Genomic DNA, 18927 nt, shown 5'->3' on the forward strand with positions numbered 1-18927 from the left:
TGTGTGATTCAGATGTCAGCCGAACATCGCAAATGCATCGCTGTTGGCCGGCAGATTGATGATCTGATTATCGGCAGTCTGAATCTGCTCGATGGTGTCGGAACCGGCAAACCAACCCTTCAGGCGCACACCGTCCTGCGGCGTCTGTCCGGTTGAAAAACTGTAACGGTGCAGGTAAAGGTCATCACCGACACGATCAAGCAGCAGCTCGGAACCGCGAATGTTCGACAGCACGACTTTGTCACCACGACTGGCGCCATCGTCCTGGATTGTCACCAGTCCCGGAGCAGTGACGAAGTAGGTATCGTCCCCCTCTCCTCCGAAGGCCGATCCACTGGACTGCAGCACCAGTTTGTCATTGCCCGCGCCGCCAAACAGCGAGAAGCCAAGCCCCGTTCCGGTCAGAGTGTCCATACCCTCACCACCGTCGGCCATGCCATGAGCTACGGTGATGGTGTCATCGCCCGCTTCGCCATATGCACGGCTGCCGGTGTCGTCGGCTGCGGTGAGAATCGTGTCGTTGCCATTGCCACCGTAGAGCGTGTCGGCCTGGGGCCCTGCATTGGGTGCTGAACTGGCCAACGGTCCGGCCAGGGAAACCAGGCCTCCATAAATGAAGTCGGCACCGTCGCCGCCATAGATCACGTCATCCCCCGTGTTGCCCTCAAGAAAATCGACGGCCGAACTTCCGGTCAACGTATCGTTGAATTGACTGCCGATCACTCGCTCGATATTGAGCAGCACATCACCTTGAGCATCTCCGCCTTCATTGACGTTGGTCTGCAGGTTGATGTTCACGGCAGCCATGCTGTTGATGTACCAGGCAGTGTCATGCCCTTCACGCCCATCAATGCTGTCCGCACCGGCGCCACCGATGAAGTTGTCACCGAATGCCGTTCCGGACAGGGTGTCGTTGAAGCGGCTGCCCTGGAAGAACTCGATTGCGGTGTAGGTATCGCTGGCTGCATCACCCGCATTGACTTTGGTTTTCAAATCAATGGTCACGGCGCTATCGGATTGCTCGTAGCTGACCATGTCCATGCCGTTCAATCCATCAAAGGCCATGGCCGCGCTGTCAGCGATAAAAATGTCGTTGGACAGTGTGCCGCTCAACCCCTCGATACTGACGTAGGTATCCCCGGCTGCAATCCCGGAATGAACGCCGGTTTTAAGGTTGATGGTCACGCCGACAGTGGAGTCGGCGTAGCCCACCGTGTCGAACCCGGCCCCGCCGATGAACCGGTCGGCACCTGCACCGCCATAGAAAGTGTCGTTGCCGACACCGCCGGTGATGATGTTGTCGAGCGCATTGCCGTAACCCGTGAAGGCGCCAGTACCGATATACGTCAGAATTTCGACGTTATCCCGCAGACTTTGCTGCCCGAACCCCGTGCGCACCTCGTCAATGCCACCGTCGACCTTCTCGATCACATCGCTGACATTGGTGCCATTGATGTAGTAAACATCGTCACCCGCACCGCCCTCGAGTGTCACGGCCCCGCCCGCCACATAGAATGTGTCGTTGAACGCTGTGCCGATCACCTTCTCGATGCCGGTCAAGGTGTCGCCCTGTGCGTCGCCACCGATGCCGGCGCGACCTGTGCCATTGGCGACGAGATCAACATTGATCGCCTCGGCGGACGTCGAGTAATCCACCACGTCAGCTGTTCCGGCACCGCCGTCAAAGGCGAACACCCGGCTATCGGCAATGAAGATGTCGTTGAAGCCAGAGCCCTTGATCACCTCGATGTCGGTGTAGGTATCCCCCGCCGCAATCCCGGAATTGACCCCGGTCTTGAAGTTGAGCGTGACCCCTACGGTGCTGTCGGAGTAATCCACGGTGTCCCGGCCCGCACCACCAATGAATTGGTCCGCGCCGCCGCCACCCTGAAAAATATCGTTGCCGATGCCACCCGTGAGGATGTTGTCGCTGGCGTTGCCATATCCGGAGAAATTGCCGGTTCCGGTATAGGTCAATCGTTCGACGTTGGCCGACAGGTATTGAACTGCATAATTGGTACGGACCTCGTCATTTCCGCCACCGGCCTGCTCGATCACTGTGGTGACCCGCGTATCGTTGATGATGTAAACATCATCACCCGCACCGCCTTCCAGGATCATGGTCCCGCCCGCCACATTGAACGTGTCGTTGAACGCTGTGCCGATCACCTTTTCGATGTTGGTCAAGGTGTCGCCCTGTGCGTCGCCACCGATGCCGGCGCGACCTGTGCCACCGGCGACGAGATCGACATTGATCGCCTCGGCGGACGTCGAGTAATCCACCACATCCGCCGTTCCGCCACCGCCATCAAAGGCAAACACCCGGCTATCGGCAATAAAGGTGTCATTGGCGCCCGACCCCTTGATCACCTCGATGTCGGTGTAGGTATCCCCCGCTGCAATCCCGGAATTGACCCCGGTCTTGAAGTTGAGCGTGACCCCTACGGTGCTGTCGGAGTAATCCACGGTGTCCCGGCCCGCACCACCAATGAATTGGTCCGCGCCGCCACCGCCCTGAAAAATATCGTTGCCGATGCCACCCGTGAGGATGTTGTCGCTGGCGTTGCCATACCCGGAGAAATTGCCGGTTCCGGTATAGGTCAATCGTTCGACGTTGGCCGACAGGTATTGAATTTCGTAATTGGTACGGACCTCGTCATTTCCGCCGCCGGCCTGCTCGATCACTGTGCTGGTTCGCGTACCGTTGATGATGTAAACATCATCACCCGCGCCGCCTTCCAGGGTCACGGTTCCGCCCGCCACATTGAACGTGTCGTTGAACGCTGTGCCGATCACCTTTTCGATGCCGGTCAAGGTGTCGCCCTGTGCGTCGCCACCGATACCGGCACGGCCCGTGCCATTGACGACGAGATCGACATCGATCGCCTCGGCGGACGTCGAATAATCCACCACGTCAGCCGTTCCGGCACCGCCGTCAAAGGCGAACACCCGGCTATCGGCAATGAAGGTGTCATTGCCATTCGAGCCGAGGATCCTTTCGATACCGGTATAGGTATCCCCCGCCGCAATCCCGGAATTGACACCGGTTTTCAGGTTGATGCTGACGCCGACCGTACTGTCGCCGTAGCTGACGGTATCGATGCCGGCGCCACCGATGAACTGATCGGCACCCGCGCCGCCATACAGCAGGTCATTACCGGCACCGCCGGTAATAATGTTGTCGCTGGCATTGCCCCAGCCGATGAATGCTCCGGTACCCGTATACGTCAGGCGCTCGACGTTCGCACTCAGGTAGATCTGGCCGAAGCTGGAGCGCACCTCGTCGTCACCGCCGCCTGCCTGCTCAATCACCGTTCCGCCATTGTCGAGAATGTAGACATCATTGCCGGCACCGCCTTCGAAGGTGAGACCGCCCTTCGGTGCCGTGAACGTGTCGTTGAATGCGCTACCGATAACCTTCTCGATATTGGTCAGGATGTCGCCCTGGGCATCGCCTCCCGTACTGGCAAGACCCGCAAGGTTTACGTTGACCGCCTCCGAGGACGCTGAGTAATCGACGGTATCGGTTCCATCCCCGCCATCTATCTTGTCCGCCCCTGCACTGCCCCTGATGAGATCATTACCCGCCAGCCCGTTGATCTCATCGTCACCCGAAGTACCGCTCAGCGTATCCGCGCCGTTTGTTCCGTTTATGACTGCCATTGTTTCTTCCTTGCCCTTGTATGAACCGGTACTGGTCAGCGTGGCGAACACATTTCATCGCGGTGCACTGATCATTCAGCGAATCTGTTGATATCGACAGGAAAATCCCACTGCTTGAGGCCGTCGAGCAAAAAAAGTATCGGGATTGATACAAAGACGATTTTCGCAACGCAAAAAAAAACAGGCGACTCGAAAGTCGCCTGTTTTCCAGAGGGGGCTGCACGAACCGGTCAGTCCGCCAGCCAGCCTGCTTCCCAGTAGCGCAGGTTATCGCCGCGCAGTACGTAATCGCGCAGTACGACTTCACGCAACTCATCGCCCATGCGGTAGCTGGCGTCCGGGTCGGCCAGGTGCATGCGGATCGCTTGCAGCCACTCATCCGTGGTGTTGGTCTTGATCCGCGTGCAAGGCAGGTAGCCGCGATAGGCCTCGGTGTCGGTGCAGATGACCGGATAACCGCAAGCGCCATACTCCAGCAGGCGCAGGTTGCTCTTGCAGTCGTTGAAGATGTGGAACTCCAGCGGTGCCAGGGCCAGGTCGAGGTTGAGGCTGGCCAGTTTCGCCGGGTACACGTCCAGTCCGATCACACCATGGAACTCATGCATATACGGACGCAGGTCGTCCGGGCACATGCCGAAGAACACCCAGTCGACTTCGTTGGCCAGTTCGCGAACCACATCGGCGATCACCGCCAGGTCACCGTGGTGACTGGTGCCGCCGCCCCAGCCGACCCGCGGCTTTTTCGAAGTGCGGCGCTGGCTGCGCAGGTCTGCCCACAAGTGCTTGGCCAACATGTTCGGAACAACGCGAATATCGTTGTGCATGCTCGACAGTGCATTACCCAGCGGCGCGGTGGAAACCACAACCCGATCGCACATCCCGATTGCACGACGCACCAGCGCCTCCATTTCGTCCTTGCCCGGCATGTTGCGAATGTGGGCATTGCGATGAGGAACATGGATCACGTAGTCGTCGAGTTCGTAGATCCTGCGGGCGTTGGAATACTTTTGCAGGCTCGGAATTTCGTTGATCGGGCCTTCGGAATAACGACCCTGCAAAATGATCACATCCGGGGACTGACGCTCGACCTCGATGATGCTCGGCAGGTTGTAATGAATGCGTCCCAACGCCCGACCTGCCGCTTCCAGCTCGATCAGCGGTTGCGTCACGCGGTAGTGACCGATGGCTGATGCGTTGACTGGCAGCGCGAGAATTTTCGGCAATTGCGGCTGCGAAAACGGACTCCAGCCAGTACGCAGTCCCGGATCGAGACGAAAGCTCGACCCGACAATCCCGTTCAACGACAGGTTGGCGTTATACGCCGGATCGCGCGCCACAATCGGCAGCCAGCGTTTGTAGAAGACTTCCTGCTCCTGGCTGTGCAACGCCACTTCAGCGTCGTTCGCCGCTACGACCGGCTGTGCGCCGAGCGCCAGCTGGGCAAATGGCGTCCAGACCACCAGATAGCCTTCCTGACCAACGCGCAAGCACAGGTCGACCTCGTGCAGCGACTGCGCCAGATGCTCCTCATCCAGCCCGCCGACCGCATCGAAAACCGACTTGCGCACCATCAGGCAATCGCTGCCGACAGCACTCAGATCCTGTGTGACCAGCAGTCGGTACATGTAACCCGTCGCATACATCGACTCGCCGTAGAACGGTACGCCCGCCGGTCCCTGCAGGCCGAGAATCAGACCGGCATGCAATACCCGACCATCCGGGTTGAAGATCTTGGCGCCCACCACGCCGACTTCCGGGCGTTGAGCGTGATTGAGCATTTCCGTCAGCCAGTCACCGTGTGTGATCACGCTGTACGGGTTGAGCAGCAGCACATACTCGCCACGAGCCTGGCTGACCGTAACATTGCGCACTGCCGCCACATTGTCCTGCAGCGGGCAGTCGAGCACGCGAATCCGCTCGCTGCCCAATTGCGACATGCCGTCAAACCAGGCTTTCGCCTCAGCGGTCTCGCTGCCATTGTCGACCAGCAGCAACTCATATTCGCCGTAGGTGGTTTTCTCCAGCAGGCTCTCGACGCAACGCTGTACGGCAGCCGTCTGATCCCTGCTGACGATGACGATCGACACCAGTGGCTGGCTCGCGTGGCGATAGTCCACACGGTTGAGCAACGCCGAACTGCCCCGGCGAATGTCATGCGAGATGCCCAGACGGTGCAGATGCGCCTCAAGCAATTGCGCGTTGTTGTCTGCCAGTTGCGGCTCCGACAACCACTTGGCCAGATCGAATGCCGACTCCAGCAGAATCTCGGAGATGTGACCGACCGCCTGCAAGCCGTCGTTCTCGACCATACGCAGCAAGACGTCGTGCGGGGCCAGCTCACCGAACACAGAGTCAAAACCACCCAGTGCCAGGAAGCGTTCACGCTCGAACGCCAGCGCCCTGCCCACATACGGATAGCTGCGCATCAGGTCCAGGTTGAAATCCGGTTTGAACACCGGCTCTGTGGATTCACCCTGGCTCAACCCGCCTTCATCGCTGTACAGGCACATCAGCGTACGCGAAAGCGCAATACGCTCAGCCATCACCAACAACGCCGGCACGACCAGTCGATCACCGGCACGCAGCAGATAGAACCAGTCAGCGCCGTCCAGTTGCGGCAGCAGTTCATTGAGCTGCTGGCGCCAGTCATCCTGCAGCGGCATGCGCACGACCCGCTCATCCAGCCGCGCTTCGGTGCAGGATGCCGACAATACGAGTGTCAGCTCAGGCACGTATTCCTGGGCGGCGAGCGATTGCAGGGTCAGTTCCAGGGCGGAAACGCTGCCCTGTTCGTCGATGATGACCGGCACGATCTTCGGAATGCGCGGCCAGTTGGCCATGGTCTCCGGGAGCAATTCACGCTGACCCTCGGTCAGGCTGCGGCACGCCAGCCATTGCGCGTACAGCTGGGCAAAGCTGACGCTGGCAATACCGACATGCCAATCCTGAGTGGTCTGTTTGGTGCCCAGCGTCCGGCTCAGCGGCAACTCTTCCCAGACCCGAGGCGATTCACCCGCCTTGGTGACCGGCAGATAGCGCACCCAACCCGGCGCAGGCGCCGACTCGCCACTGCGAGCCTTGAGCATCTGCGTCAACCATTGCCGCTCGACCATGGTCGCATCGCGCATCGCTTGCTGAGCGCTCAAACGCTCGGGGTACAGGCGCTCGACACTCAGAATGTGATTGGACACCACAAGGTTTGCGCGGCGCAGCAGGCACACATACAACGCAAAATCCAGGGAAGCGACAAAACAATGGCCCGGTTGTGTCAGGGCCGGAAGCAGTTCCAGCACATCGGCCCGGCGGAACAGGGCATTACTGAAGCCGCCAAGTATATTGACCGGGAAGTTTTCGAAAATCGCCAGCAGGTCTTCGCCCTTGAACAGACCGGACACCGGAGACAGCGGCGTATTTTCCAATCGCGACGGCAACGGCAGGTCGTCAGCGTCCCAAAACAGGCGCTGAGCCAATACCAGATTGACATCTGTCTGATCGATGAGCGTTTGTGCCTGACTTTCGATGCAGGTGATAAACAACTGATCGTCGTCGCACAGGAACTTGATGAACACACCCTGCGCCTGTTCCAGACACGCATGGAAGTTGCCGACCATCCCCAGCGTTTGGACATTGCGTACGTAGCGCACCGCAACCCCGGTACGCTCGGTGATCGACGCAACAGTTTGCTCGATCTCGTCGCCACGACTGTCGTCACAGACAATGATCTCAAGATTGCCGTAAGTCTGACTCACGGCACTGTTCAAGGCCCGTTCGAAAAAACGTGGATTGAAAGCAGGGATAACGAGACTGACAAGGGGGAGTGAATTCACGGCGGACTCGCAAGCGGCGGGAACCCGCCCGGAACAGCGAGCCCTTTGAAACCGCAAAAGAAGAACAATAAGTACAGAGCAGTCAGAGCAACCGGGCGCTCGCGCGCCCGGCCAGTATCAGATCTTGTTGAACAGGCCCAACTGGCTGATTTTGCTGAACGCCAGTTGCGAGGCCTGCAGCATGGTCTGCTGCAGGGTCAGGCGCGTCATCACGTCGGCAGGATCCGAATCACGGATCGAACCCTGAGTCGTGGTGTTGGCCTGGATCAGACTCTGGTTGGTGGTGTTCTGGTCGTCGAGCGACTGCCCGCGCGCACCGATCGACGTCACCGCCGTACCAATCTGATTGGACGCGCTGTCGATGTTGCCCAGCGCAGACTCCATTTGGCCCTGGAATTTCTGTTTGGCTACCGGATCGCCATCGATCGGCGCTTTCAGTGCAGTGACCATCTGGCCCAGGGTATCGAGCACGTTCTGGGTCTGGTGGTTGTTGGACTGGATCGAGAACTGATCACCTGCGCCCGGCGTACCGCCGATGGTGAAGGTCACGCCCGCCGCCGTGGCGTTTGCGCCAACCATGGTGCCCGACGAAATCGGCTTGCTGTCAGCGGTGACCGGCGCCGCGTACAGATCGAAGTCGGTGGCGCTGGTGAACTTCAGGATCGCACCGCCGCCCGACGGGAACGTGGCGTCGTAGGCGCCCTGGTTGGTCACGCCGGAGCCGGTGATGACCGCGGTGGACGGGTTGCCCGGGCTGCGCGCGGTGGTGAACGAGTCAGGCGTGGCCGACAGCTGGAAGCTGTGACCGGCGATGACGGCATCCGGGTTGGTGTCGCCGGCCTTGAGGTTGATGTTCAACTTCAGATCGACGCCGCGGAAGCTGACGGTCTGGTTCGCACCGTTGCTGTTGCTGATCAGACCGTTCTGGCTGGCTTCAGTCGTCACGTCGTTGCCCAGGGCATCGGTGATTTTCAACTGGGTGCTGCTGACGAAACTGACGGTGTACGGCTGGCCACCGGCAAACTTGGCGTTATAGGTAGCGCTGGAGCCGACGATACCGTTGGTCAATACCACGCGACCGTCATCGACAGCCGGGGCGGTCATGGTGGTCTGAGTGCGGTTGGTATTGATGGTCTGCTGGAAAGCATCCCAACCGGTGGTGTTGGTGCCGACCGACATGCCATCGCCGATGTTCAGGTTGATCTGGGTCTGGTCACCGTTATAGGTGTAGGTGCCATCGGCATTCTGCGAGTACGGCGCAGTATCGGTCTTGGAACCGGAAAACAGATAGTTGCCGTTGGCGTCCTTGGAGTTCATCAGGCCCAGCACCTGCTGCTGGATCTGGCTCAACTCGTCGGCGTAGGCCTTGCGGTCAGCGTCGGTGGCAATGCCGTTGTTGGCGGCCAGGCCGATTTCCTTGGCGCGCTGCAAGGCCGTGGTGATGGAGCCCAGCGTGGACTCCTGCACGGTCAGCGCACTCTTGGTGGTATCGATGTTGCCCTGGTATTGCTCGAGCATAGAAGCTTGCTGGCCAAGCTTGAGCAGGCGCCCGGCGCCGATCGGATCGTCGGCGGCGGTGTTGATGCGCTGCAGGCTGCTCGCCTCGTTCGCAGTGGCGACGGCCTTGCTGTAGTTGCGCTGATATTGAGCAGCTTGTGTCGCGTAATACTGAGCGGTGGAAATGCGCATGAATTACGACTCCTTAAAGACTGTTGATCAGCGTTGCGAAGGTTTCCTGCGCAGCCTTGATGATTTGCGAAGAGGCGGTGTAGTACTGCTGATACTTGACCAGGTTGCCGGTTTCTTCGTCCAGGTTGACCTGGGACAGCGAATCGCGCGCGCCTTGTGCCTGATCCAGAATCACCGTGGTGGCTGCGCTGTCGGACTTGCTCTGAGCCGCCTTGGTACCAACGTTGGTCACCAGTTTGTTGTAGGCGTCGGTCAGGCTGATGCCCTTGCTCGCCGTGCCGGTATCCACGGTCTGTTTGGTCTGCAGACCGACCAGCGCCTGCGCGTTGCGGTTGTCCGAAGAGGCCGCGCCGGTCAGGTTGATCGTGAAGGTTTCGCCTGGCTTCGGCGTCGCGCCCACGGTGGTCTGCACGGTGAAAGTTTTCTGCACGTTCGGCGTGACCGAGGTATCCATCACCGGAGCGCCGGTGGAATCGACCATGCCGATTTTCAGGTTCAGGGTGTTGGCCTGGCCCGGCACGATGGTGCCGGTACCGATGGTGAAACCCTTGGCATCGACCATGTTGTACGACTGGCTGCCGCTGGTGACCGCCCCCATGACCAGTTTGACCGGCGTCGAATACTTGAGCGCATTCTGCAGCTCGGTCTGGGAGGCCGGGTTGGTGATGTCGAGGGTGTCGACCAGCGTCGGCTGGGTGTAAGTGCCGGAGTTGTTGGCACTGGCCACGCCAGTCAATGGTGCCGCCGCCGCGATTTTCTTCGGATCGGTGAGCACGGTCTGAATCGTGGATCCTGCGTTGCGGGTCGGCGTCACCTTGAAAGTGTCACCAGCGCTCAGCGCGCCGCCATTGAGGGCCAGAGTGAAACCGTCGATCACTGGCGGTGGCGTGGTGGTGGTGCTGAACGAGCCCATGTCGGTGCCGTCCGAGCGCTTTACCGAATAGTTGGTGGCGCTGGTGAAGGTGACCTGGTAATCGCTGGTGGTCAGCTTGCCGGTGTCCTTGATGGTGACATTCAGGTTGCCCGAACCCGCGCTGTTGCCTGGCGAAGCAATGCTGCGCTGGCTGACGAGTGCGGCACTGTTGATGTCATTGAAGATCGGCGCGCCGAATTCACCGTTCTTGTCGATGCCCTGGGCTTGCTGGCGATTCATCTGGTCGGCAATGACCAGTGCTACACGGCCCAGCTCGTTGAGCGAAGGGTTCAGCACTTCATTGCGATAGGTCAGCAGACCGCCGATTTCGCCGCCGCTCATCGCCGAGGTGATGTCGATGGTGCTTGAACCACGGTCCATCTGGATACCCATGCGCGTCGGGTCATCCTTGCCCGGAACGGTGCTCAGGGTGTTGGTGGTGTTACCGACGACCAGTGGCTGGCCGGTGCCGATATACACGTCGAAACTGGTGCCACGCTCGACGACTTGTGCACCGGTCAACTCGGAGAGCTGGCGCACGGCTTCGTTACGGGTGTCGAGCAGATCGTTCGGCTGGCCGCCGCTGGTGGAAATCTCGCCGATCTTCTGGTTCAGGTTGGCAATCGAAGTGGCCAGCTTGTTCACCTGGGAAGCCATGTCCGTCAGGTTGCCGTTGATCGTGGTGTTCTGATCGTTCAGCTGTTTGGCCAGGGCGTTGAAGCGACTGGTCAGCGCCTGCGCACCGGTCAGCACCGACTGACGGGAAGTGTCGTCGGTCGCCGAGGTCGCTACACCTTGCATCGAGGTGAAGAACTTCTGCAGTACACCGGTCAGGCCAGTGTTGGTATCGGACAGCGAGGCGTCCAGCGCGGTCGCCTGGGCACCGTAGGCTGCCGCTTCGCTGTTGAGCGAGGTGGCGGTGTGCAGTTGAGTTTCGAGGTAAGAGTTGTACACCCGGCGCACGTCGGCCAGGGTCGTGCCCGTGCCGATGAAAACGTTGCCGACCTGCTGCGAGGCCTTGGTGCCCTGCACGGTTTGCTGGCGTGAATAACCGGCGGTGTCGACGTTGGCAATGTTGTTACCTGTCACAGCCAGAGAGGACGAACTCGCGGCCAACCCCGACATCCCGATATTGAGCAAACTCATGATTCAAACCTTACCTTGTGTTTATAAAGGCGTTGTTGAAACGCCGGCCGCAGCGTAGTTCTGATTTACCGTCATCTGCCTGGCAATCTGCGAAATCTTGCTTGCGTAGTTCGGGTCGGTTGCGTAACCGGCCTTTTGCAACTCGCGTACAAACTGTTCTGGGTTATCGGCCGACTTCAGCACATCTTGATAGCGATTATTGCTCTGCAGCAAAGTCACCAGATCGTGGAAGCTGTCCTTGTACGAGGCGTAGGAACGGAACTCGGCCGTCTCCTTGACCATCTGCCCGTTGCGGAACTCGCTGGTGATCGCCCGGGCCGAATCGCCCTTCCAGTTGCTGCTGGCCTTGATGCCGAACAGGTTGTGGCTGCTGGTGCCGTCCTGGGCGCGCATGACCGATTTGCCATAACCGGTTTCCAGTGCGGCCTGAGCCACCAGATAACGCGGATCGACGCCAATGCGCGCCGCCGCCTCTTTGGCCATCGGCAGCATGGTGTTGACGAATTCGTCGGCGTTGCTGAACGCCTTCTTCGCCGGCGCCAGCGGAATCTGCGCCATGGCCCGACCGTAAATCTGCATCTGTCCGCCGGAGGCCTTTTCCGCCTCGGCGCGGGCCAGCCAGTCGCCGTTGTACAGCGGACCGGAACCGGTGGCGGCAGCCATCGTGTCGCGCTGCGGCAATTGAGTGGCTGTGGTGTTCGTAGCCGAAGGCACCAGACCGGCGAGCAGGCGATCAGCCAGTTTCGGCGGCAGCGCCAGGCGACGCTGGTTGATCATTTCCATGTCATTGCGATGGGCCAGCTGGGTGTTCGGCGCATGCACCGAACGCGAAGCCCACAACGGACGCTCGCCATTGAGGCGCGACAGCGGACCATTGGTGGCCACGGTGCCGGCGGCAATCGGCGTTTCCACCGCAGCGGCCTTGGCCAGCGCTTCCTGCTGCTTGGCAGCGGACGCGGCGGCGGCCTCGCCCGGCGCCATCGGTTTGTTCTTCGACATCTGCTTCATCAGCACGTCGGCCAGACCGATACCACCACCCTCGCGGGACAGGGAAACGGCCAGTTGCTGGTCGTACATTTCCTGATATTGCTTGGCTGCCGGGGTGTTGAGCGGGTTGTCCTGGCCCAGTGCTTCAGTGGCCGAGCGCATCGACTTGAGCATCTCGCCCAGGAACAGCGATTCGAATTCCTGCGCCACCTTGCGCATGTTGCCGTCGCTGTTCTTGTCGCCGACCTTGAGCTGGTTCAGGCGATTGAGGTCGGAGTACGAACCCGAATCGCTGCTGCTGACCAGACCGCTTTTGCGCATATCCATGGGCGGCGTCCTCAGATCACGATCAGGTCGGCTTGCAACGCGCCGGCCTGCTTCAGTGCTTCGAGAATGGCCATCAGGTCACCCGGTGCCGCGCCGACCTGGTTCACCGCACGGACGATTTCGTCGAGGGTGGTGCCCGGGCCGAACTTGAACATCGGCTTGGCTTCCTGCTGGGCGTTCACGCGCGAGCGCGGCACCACGGCGGTCTGACCGTTGGACAACGGGCCAGGCTGGCTGACGATCGGGTCTTCGGTGATGGTCACGGTCAGGCTGCCGTGGGTCACGGCGGCCGGCGACACCTTCACGTTCTGGCCGATGACGATAGTGCCGGTACGGGAGTTGATGATGACTTTCGCCACCGCCTGACCCGGGTCGACTTCGAGGTTTTCCAGGATCGACAGATAGTCGACGCGCTGGCTCGGATCGAGTGGCGCGGTGACGCGGATCGAGCCGCCGTCGATGGCCTGGGCGACGCCAGGGCCGAGCATGTCGTTGATCTTGTCGACGATGCGCTTGGCGGTGGTGAAGTCGGAACGGTTGAGGTTCAGCGTCAGGCTGTTGCCCTGGTTGAAACCGCTCGGCACCGAACGCTCGACCGAGGCACCGCCGGGGATGCGACCGGCCGACGGAACGTTGACGGTGATCTTCGAACCGTCACGACCTTCGGCGTCGAAACCACCCACCACCAGGTTGCCCTGGGCGATGGCGTAGACGTTGCCGTCGATACCCTTGAGCGGGGTCAGCAACAGGGTGCCGCCGCGCAGGCTCTTGGAGTTACCGATGGACGAAACGGTGATGTCGACCTGCTGACCCGGCTTGGCGAACGCCGGCAGATCGGCACTCACCGACACCGCCGCGACGTTTTTCAACTGCACGTTGCCCGATCCCGGCGGCACCTTGATGCCGAACTGCGAGAGCATGTTGTTGAAGGTCTGCAGGGTGAACGGGGTTTGCGTCGTCTGGTCGCCGGTGCCATTAAGCCCGACCACCAGGCCGTAGCCGATCAACTGGTTGGAACGCACGCCGGAAATGCTGGCGATATCTTTCAGCCGCTCGGCTTGTGCGTTGAAGGCCGCCGACAACAAAACGGCAGCCACCATGAGGCTCTTGAAATTCAACTTGGCCACCTAGAAAGGGAACAGCGGGCTGAGGAAGAAACGGTCGAACCAGCCTGGCTGACTCGCATCGGCAAACGAACCGGTGCCCGAGTAGGTGATGCGCGCATCGGCGACCCGAGTCGACGACACGGTGTTGTCAGTGGCGATGTCATCGGCACGTACGAGGCCGGCGATCCGCACCAGTTCATCACCAGTGTTGAGGGTCATCCACTTCTCGCCGCGCACGGCGATGATGCCGTTGGGCAACACGTCGGCGACGGTCACGGTGATCGAGCCGGTCAGAGTGTTGCCCTGGGCCGCCTTGCTGTCGCCCTTGGTCGCGCGGTCGCCGCTGTAGCCGACGTCCAGGCTCAGATCGTTACCGCCCAACGGATTGTTGGTGGTGCCGCTGCCGCCGAACAGCGAAGTCAGGCCGATGCCGGTCTTGCTGTTCTTAGCCACTTGCGAGTTGGCGTTCTTGCTGGCCTGAGTCTTCTCATTCAGGGTGATGGTGATGATGTCACCGACCCGGAACGCCTTGCGGTCGCTGTACAGGTTCTGTTCGAAACCGGCCTGATAGATCGAGCCGTTGTTGGCGGCCGCCGGCAACGGCGTACGCGGCAACACCGGGGCGTAGTAAGGGTCATTGGGCTTGGGCGTCGGAGCGACGCAGCCCGCGAGCGAGACGACCCCACCCAATGCCAGAACAGATACGAAGCGTTTCATGACCCTTACCTCACGGTGTTGCAGGCGGCCTCATGGCCGCCTCATAGACTTGATTACAGATTCTGCGTTACGAACGAGAGCATCTGGTCGGCGGTGGAGATCACCTTGGAGTTCATCTCGTAGGCGCGCTGGGTGGTGATCATGTTGACCATCTCTTCCACGGTGCTCACGTTGGAGGTTTCCAGGGTGTTCTGCAGGGTGGTGCCGAAACCGTTCAGGCCCGGAGTACCGACTTGCGGCGCGCCGGAAGCGGCGGTTTCCAGGAACAGGTTGTTGCCCACGGCTTGCAGGCCGGCCGGGTTGATGAAGTCGGCGGTCTGCAGGTTGCCGATCACTTGGGACGCGGCGTTGCCGGCAACGGTGATCGACACGGTGCCGTCACGGCCGACGGTGAAGGTCTGGGCGTTGTTCGGGATGACAATCGCCGGCTCCAGAGCAAAACCGCTGGCGTTGACGATCTGGCCGTTGGAGTCGAGGTGGAAAGTACCGTCACGGGTGTAGGACGTGGTGCCGTCCGGCTGCAGGATCTGGAAGAAACCACGGCCGTCGATGGCCATGTCCAGCGGCTGCTCGGTGGTTTGCAGGCTGCCGGCGGTGAAGTTTTTCTGGGTGCCGACGATGCGCACACCGGTACCCACTTGCAGACCCGACGGCAGTTCGCTGTCCTGGGTCGACTGGGCGCCTGGCTGACGTTTGATCTGATACAGCAGGTCCTGGAACTCGGCGCGGTCACGTTTGAAACCCGTGGTCGACACGTTGGCCAGGTTGTTGGAAATGGTGGTCAGGTTGGTGTCCTGGGCGGACAGACCGGTTTTGGCAACCCATAGAGCCGGAAGCATTCGATTCTCCTCGTGCGCCTGTTTTACGGCGCGACGTTCTGATAATTAGCTGATCTGCAAGACCCGAGCCATGGCCTGGTCGTCGTCTTTGGCGGTGTTCATCATCTTGACGTGCAACTCGAACTGCTTGGCCAGGGCCAGCACCGAGGTCATCTCTTCCACGGCATTGACGTTGCTCGACTCCAGGAAACCCGACACCAGTTTGACGTTGGCATCGGCCGGCGCAGGCTGGCCGTCCTTGGTGTAGATCGAACCGTCCAGGCCCTTGTTCATGTTCTTGATGTCCGGGTTGACCAGCTTGATCCGGTCGACTTCGGCCATGACGCGCGGGCCCTCGCCCATCGCACGGATACTGATGGTGCCGTCTTCACCGACTTCCACCTGCTGCTCCGGCGGAATGGCAATCGGACCACCATTGCCCATGACCGGCATGCCGTTGCCGGCACGCAGCACGCCAAGGGCGTCGATATTCAGGCTACCGGTGCGCACGTAGCTTTCGCCGCCATTGGGATTCTGCACGGCAATGAAACCGTTGCCGCTGACGGCCACGTCGAGGTCACGCCCGGTCTGCACAAGGGAGCCCGGAGTGAAGTCGGTGGCAGGCCGTTCGCTCATGGCAAACGCACGCGCCGGAAAGCTGTCACCGAACACCGGCATCGAACGCGCCTGCTCCAGGTCGCGCTGAAAACCGTTGGTGGAGATGTTCGCCAGGTTGTTGGCATGAGCCTTTTGCGCCAGCGCGTTCTGGCTGGCGCCGGTCATTGCCACATAAAGGTACTTGTCCACACTCTTTCCTCTGCATGCCGGACGTTTGCCGCCCACCGCTGTACTGCTGAGCCACAAGCAATTTGCAGACCAACTTTTTTCTGGCGGCCAGGGACCCGATAAACAAAGGACTTGAGGGATTTTGCGGGAAAGAAGGAAATGTATCGAAGACGAAAAACCGGCGGTGTCATGCCGCTTCGCGGCAATCAACCGGGCCGGTCTAAATCACTCGGACGCGTCTTTGCCGACTTCGTATTCACGCAACTTGTTGGCAATGGTCGTATGGGAAACCCCAAGCCGCTTGCCCAGTTGCCGACTGCTCGGGTGCTCCGAATACAGTCGCTCCAGCACCGCTTTCTCGAAGCGACCGACGATCTCGTCCAGTCCGCCTTCGAGGGAGAAATCGCCAAGCGGCTGACGCACGCCATAGTCCGGCAGCCGAATATGCTCGGCCTTGACCGTCCCGCCATCGCACAGCGAAACCGCCTGGAACAGCACGTTCTCCAGCTGCCGTACGTTGCCCGGCCAGTGGTAATGACTGAGCCGGTCCATCGCCGCCGGTGCCAGTTTCGGCAGCGGGCAACCGATCTGCCGACTGGCCTGATCGAGGAAGTGCTCCACCAGCGGCGTCAAACCGTCGAGGCATTCACGCAGTGGCGGGATGTGCAGGGAAAGCACGTTGAGACGGTGATACAAATCCTGGCGGAACTCGCCACGGGCGCACAACTCGGACAAATCGACCTGGGTGGCGCAGATCACCCGCACATCCAGATAAACCTCTTCATCACTGCCTACACGCCGGAAGCAACCGTCCTGCAGGAAGCGCAGCAATTTCACCTGCAGGCGCGGGCTCATTTCGCCGACGCCATCGAGGAACAGCGTGCCGCCCGCCGTCAGCTCCAGCAGCCCGAGCTTGCCTTCCGCCCGCGCGCCCTCAAAGGCACCGGGGCCATAGCCGAACAGTTCGGTCTCGGCCATCGATTCCGGCAACCCCGCGCAGTTGAGCGCCATCAAAGGCGACTGGCCGCGCGGGCTCGCCAGGTGACAGGCCCGCGCCAGCAACTCCTTGCCGGTTCCGGTTTCGCCTTCTATCAATAGCGGCGCATCCAGTGGCGCCATGCGCCGGGCTTCGCGCACCACCGCCGCCATCACTTTCGAGCTCTGGAAGATGCTGTCGAAGCCACGCAGCTCCTGCTTGCGCACGTTATAGATGCGCTCACCGACCCGATCCGCCCGGTGCAAGGTCAATACCGCACCGGCCATGGCCTCGCTGTCATCGTGCTCCGATTGGAGGGGAGCGATGTCGGCCAGAAAGATGTCGCCCTTGACCTTGACCCGCATGCCGTTGATTCGCGACTTGTTGGCGCGCACCAGTTCCGGCAGGTCGAAGTCTTCGGCGTAACGCGACAGCGGAATCCCCGGCACCTCATCCACCCGCACGCCAAGCAACTGCGCCGCCGCACGGTTGGCGGCAACGATCGAGCCGCCCATGTCGATCGACAGCACCGGAAACTCCAGCGCACCGAGTAATGCATTCAGCTCCATGTGCCGACGCTCGCTGGGCATCAGCCCTACCCGCTTCACACCGAAAACCCCGGCGATGGCTTCGAATTTGGGCCGCAACGCCTGGAACTGCAGGTTGATCAGGTTCGGGCAATGCAGATAGATGGCGTTGCCGTGCTCACCGCCGACCTCGCCGCGGGCGACGTTGATCCCGTACTCCACCAGCAGATTGAGAATGTCGCGCAGGATGCCGATGCGGTTCTGGCAGTGGACTTTGATACGCATATAAAGGCCCGAAACAGGTAAAGGGGCGGATTTTTCTCTGCCGCCCGCAAGATAGTCGTCAAGATTATGTGACAGACACAGGTCGTTTCAAACCCGCGAATCACCGTAATCACGACTTATCGCACAAAGCGTAACGATAATTTTACGATTTAAAGAGATTTTTCCTACTCGAGCGATCTTCAACCTGCTGCAACACGGCACGCTCTGGGTTATTTCTCAGTCCATAGCAGGACATAACAAGAACGAATTCCCCTCGCAGGAGAGCAGTATGAAGCAGACGCAATACGTGGCCCGCGAGCCCGATGCGCAAGGTTTTATCGACTACCCCGCCGAAGAACACGCGGTGTGGAACACGCTGATCACCCGCCAGTTGAAAGTGATCGAGGGTCGGGCGTGCCAGGAATACCTGGACGGTATCGAAAAACTCGGCCTGCCCCACGACCGCATCCCGCAACTGGGCGAGATCAACAAGGTGCTCGGCGAGACCACCGGTTGGCAGGTCGCCCGCGTCCCCGCGCTGATCCCCTTCCAGACCTTTTTCGAATTGCTCGCCAGCAAGCAGTTTCCGGTGGCCACCTTCATTCGCACCCGTGAAGAACTGGACTACCTGCAAGAGCCGGACATTTTCCACGAGATCTTTGGTCACTGCCCGCTGCTGACCAACCCGTGGTTCGCCGAATTCACCCACACCTACGGCAAGCTCGGCCTGCAAGCGACCAAGGAAGAACGCGTTTATCTGGCGCGCCTGTACTGGATGACCATCGAGTTCGGCCTGGTCGACACCCCGCAAGGCAAACGCATCTACGGCGGCGGCATCCTGTCTTCGCCAAAAGAAACCGTTTATTCGCTGTCGGACGAACCTGAACATCAGGCCTTCGATCCGCTGGAAGCGATGCGCACGCCGTATCGCATCGACATCCTGCAACCGCTGTACTTTGTCCTGCCGAACCTCAAGCGCCTGTTCGACCTCGCCCACGAGGACATCATGGGCATGGTCAAGCAAGGCATGCAGCTGGGTCTGCACGCACCGAAATTTCCGCCGAAACCAAAAGCTGCGTGAACCGTGGCTTTTACTTACAAGTGAGTCTGTCAGTCGTCGCGGCTTTGGTTTAGCGTGACGACATTGTCAGCCAATATAAAAAAACACCTCTAGATTTCAG

The 18927-nt window shown here is 60.3% G+C and carries 11 protein-coding genes; 1 reads left to right on the forward strand and 10 read right to left on the reverse strand.

Going from position 1 to position 18927, the window contains the following annotated elements:
- Positions 1-15: 15 nt before the first annotated feature.
- The 10 genes from AC07NR_RS00830 to AC07NR_RS00875 all read right to left on the reverse strand — a co-directional run bounded on the left by AC07NR_RS00830 (position 16) and on the right by AC07NR_RS00875 (position 17767).
- Positions 16-3663: a beta strand repeat-containing protein gene (locus AC07NR_RS00830; protein ID WP_495077935.1), complete on the reverse strand. Its 3648-nt coding sequence runs from the start codon at positions 3661-3663 to the stop codon at positions 16-18.
- 230 nt (positions 3664-3893) lie between these two features.
- A complete protein-coding gene (locus AC07NR_RS00835) occupies positions 3894-7490 on the reverse strand; it encodes a glycosyltransferase (protein WP_495077613.1) in 3597 nt (1198 codons plus the stop codon).
- Positions 7491-7607: 117 nt separating this feature from the next.
- Positions 7608-9179 carry a flagellar hook-associated protein 3 gene (locus AC07NR_RS00840; RefSeq protein ID WP_495077614.1) on the reverse strand — a complete coding sequence of 524 codons (1572 nt, stop codon included), beginning with the start codon at positions 9177-9179 and terminating at the stop codon, positions 7608-7610.
- Between the two features lie 13 nt (positions 9180-9192).
- Entirely contained in the window at positions 9193-11238 is a 2046-nt protein-coding gene (gene flgK / locus AC07NR_RS00845; RefSeq protein WP_495077615.1) for a flagellar hook-associated protein FlgK, read from the reverse strand.
- 21 nt (positions 11239-11259) lie between these two features.
- Positions 11260-12552, reverse strand: coding sequence for a flagellar assembly peptidoglycan hydrolase FlgJ (gene flgJ / locus AC07NR_RS00850; RefSeq protein WP_248737974.1), 1293 nt, complete (start codon positions 12550-12552; stop codon positions 11260-11262).
- An 11-nt stretch (positions 12553-12563) separates the two neighbouring features.
- Positions 12564-13652 carry a flagellar basal body P-ring protein FlgI gene (locus AC07NR_RS00855; RefSeq protein WP_065260802.1) on the reverse strand — a complete coding sequence of 363 codons (1089 nt, stop codon included), beginning with the start codon at positions 13650-13652 and terminating at the stop codon, positions 12564-12566.
- 27 nt (positions 13653-13679) lie between these two features.
- Positions 13680-14375, reverse strand: a complete 696-nt coding sequence (gene flgH, locus AC07NR_RS00860; protein WP_007965503.1) for a flagellar basal body L-ring protein FlgH — start codon at positions 14373-14375, stop codon at positions 13680-13682.
- A gap of 53 nt (positions 14376-14428) precedes the next feature.
- On the reverse strand, positions 14429-15214 hold the full coding sequence (gene flgG / locus AC07NR_RS00865; RefSeq protein WP_007958342.1) for a flagellar basal-body rod protein FlgG: 786 nt from the start codon (positions 15212-15214) through the stop codon (positions 14429-14431).
- A gap of 45 nt (positions 15215-15259) precedes the next feature.
- Positions 15260-16000, reverse strand: coding sequence for a flagellar basal body rod protein FlgF (locus tag AC07NR_RS00870; RefSeq protein WP_248737975.1), 741 nt, complete (start codon positions 15998-16000; stop codon positions 15260-15262).
- Positions 16001-16204: 204 nt separating this feature from the next.
- Positions 16205-17767 (reverse strand): sigma-54-dependent transcriptional regulator, encoded by a 1563-nt coding sequence (locus tag AC07NR_RS00875; protein ID WP_085710425.1) that lies wholly within the window; start codon positions 17765-17767, stop codon positions 16205-16207.
- Between the two features lie 223 nt (positions 17768-17990).
- On the opposite strand from AC07NR_RS00875, the gene phhA reads away from it, so the two are divergent.
- Positions 17991-18827: a phenylalanine 4-monooxygenase gene (gene phhA, locus AC07NR_RS00880; protein WP_225739972.1), complete on the forward strand. Its 837-nt coding sequence runs from the start codon at positions 17991-17993 to the stop codon at positions 18825-18827.
- The last annotated feature ends 100 nt before the right edge of the window (positions 18828-18927 follow it).

Source organism: Pseudomonas sp. GW821-FHT09C09 (assembly GCF_059418105.1).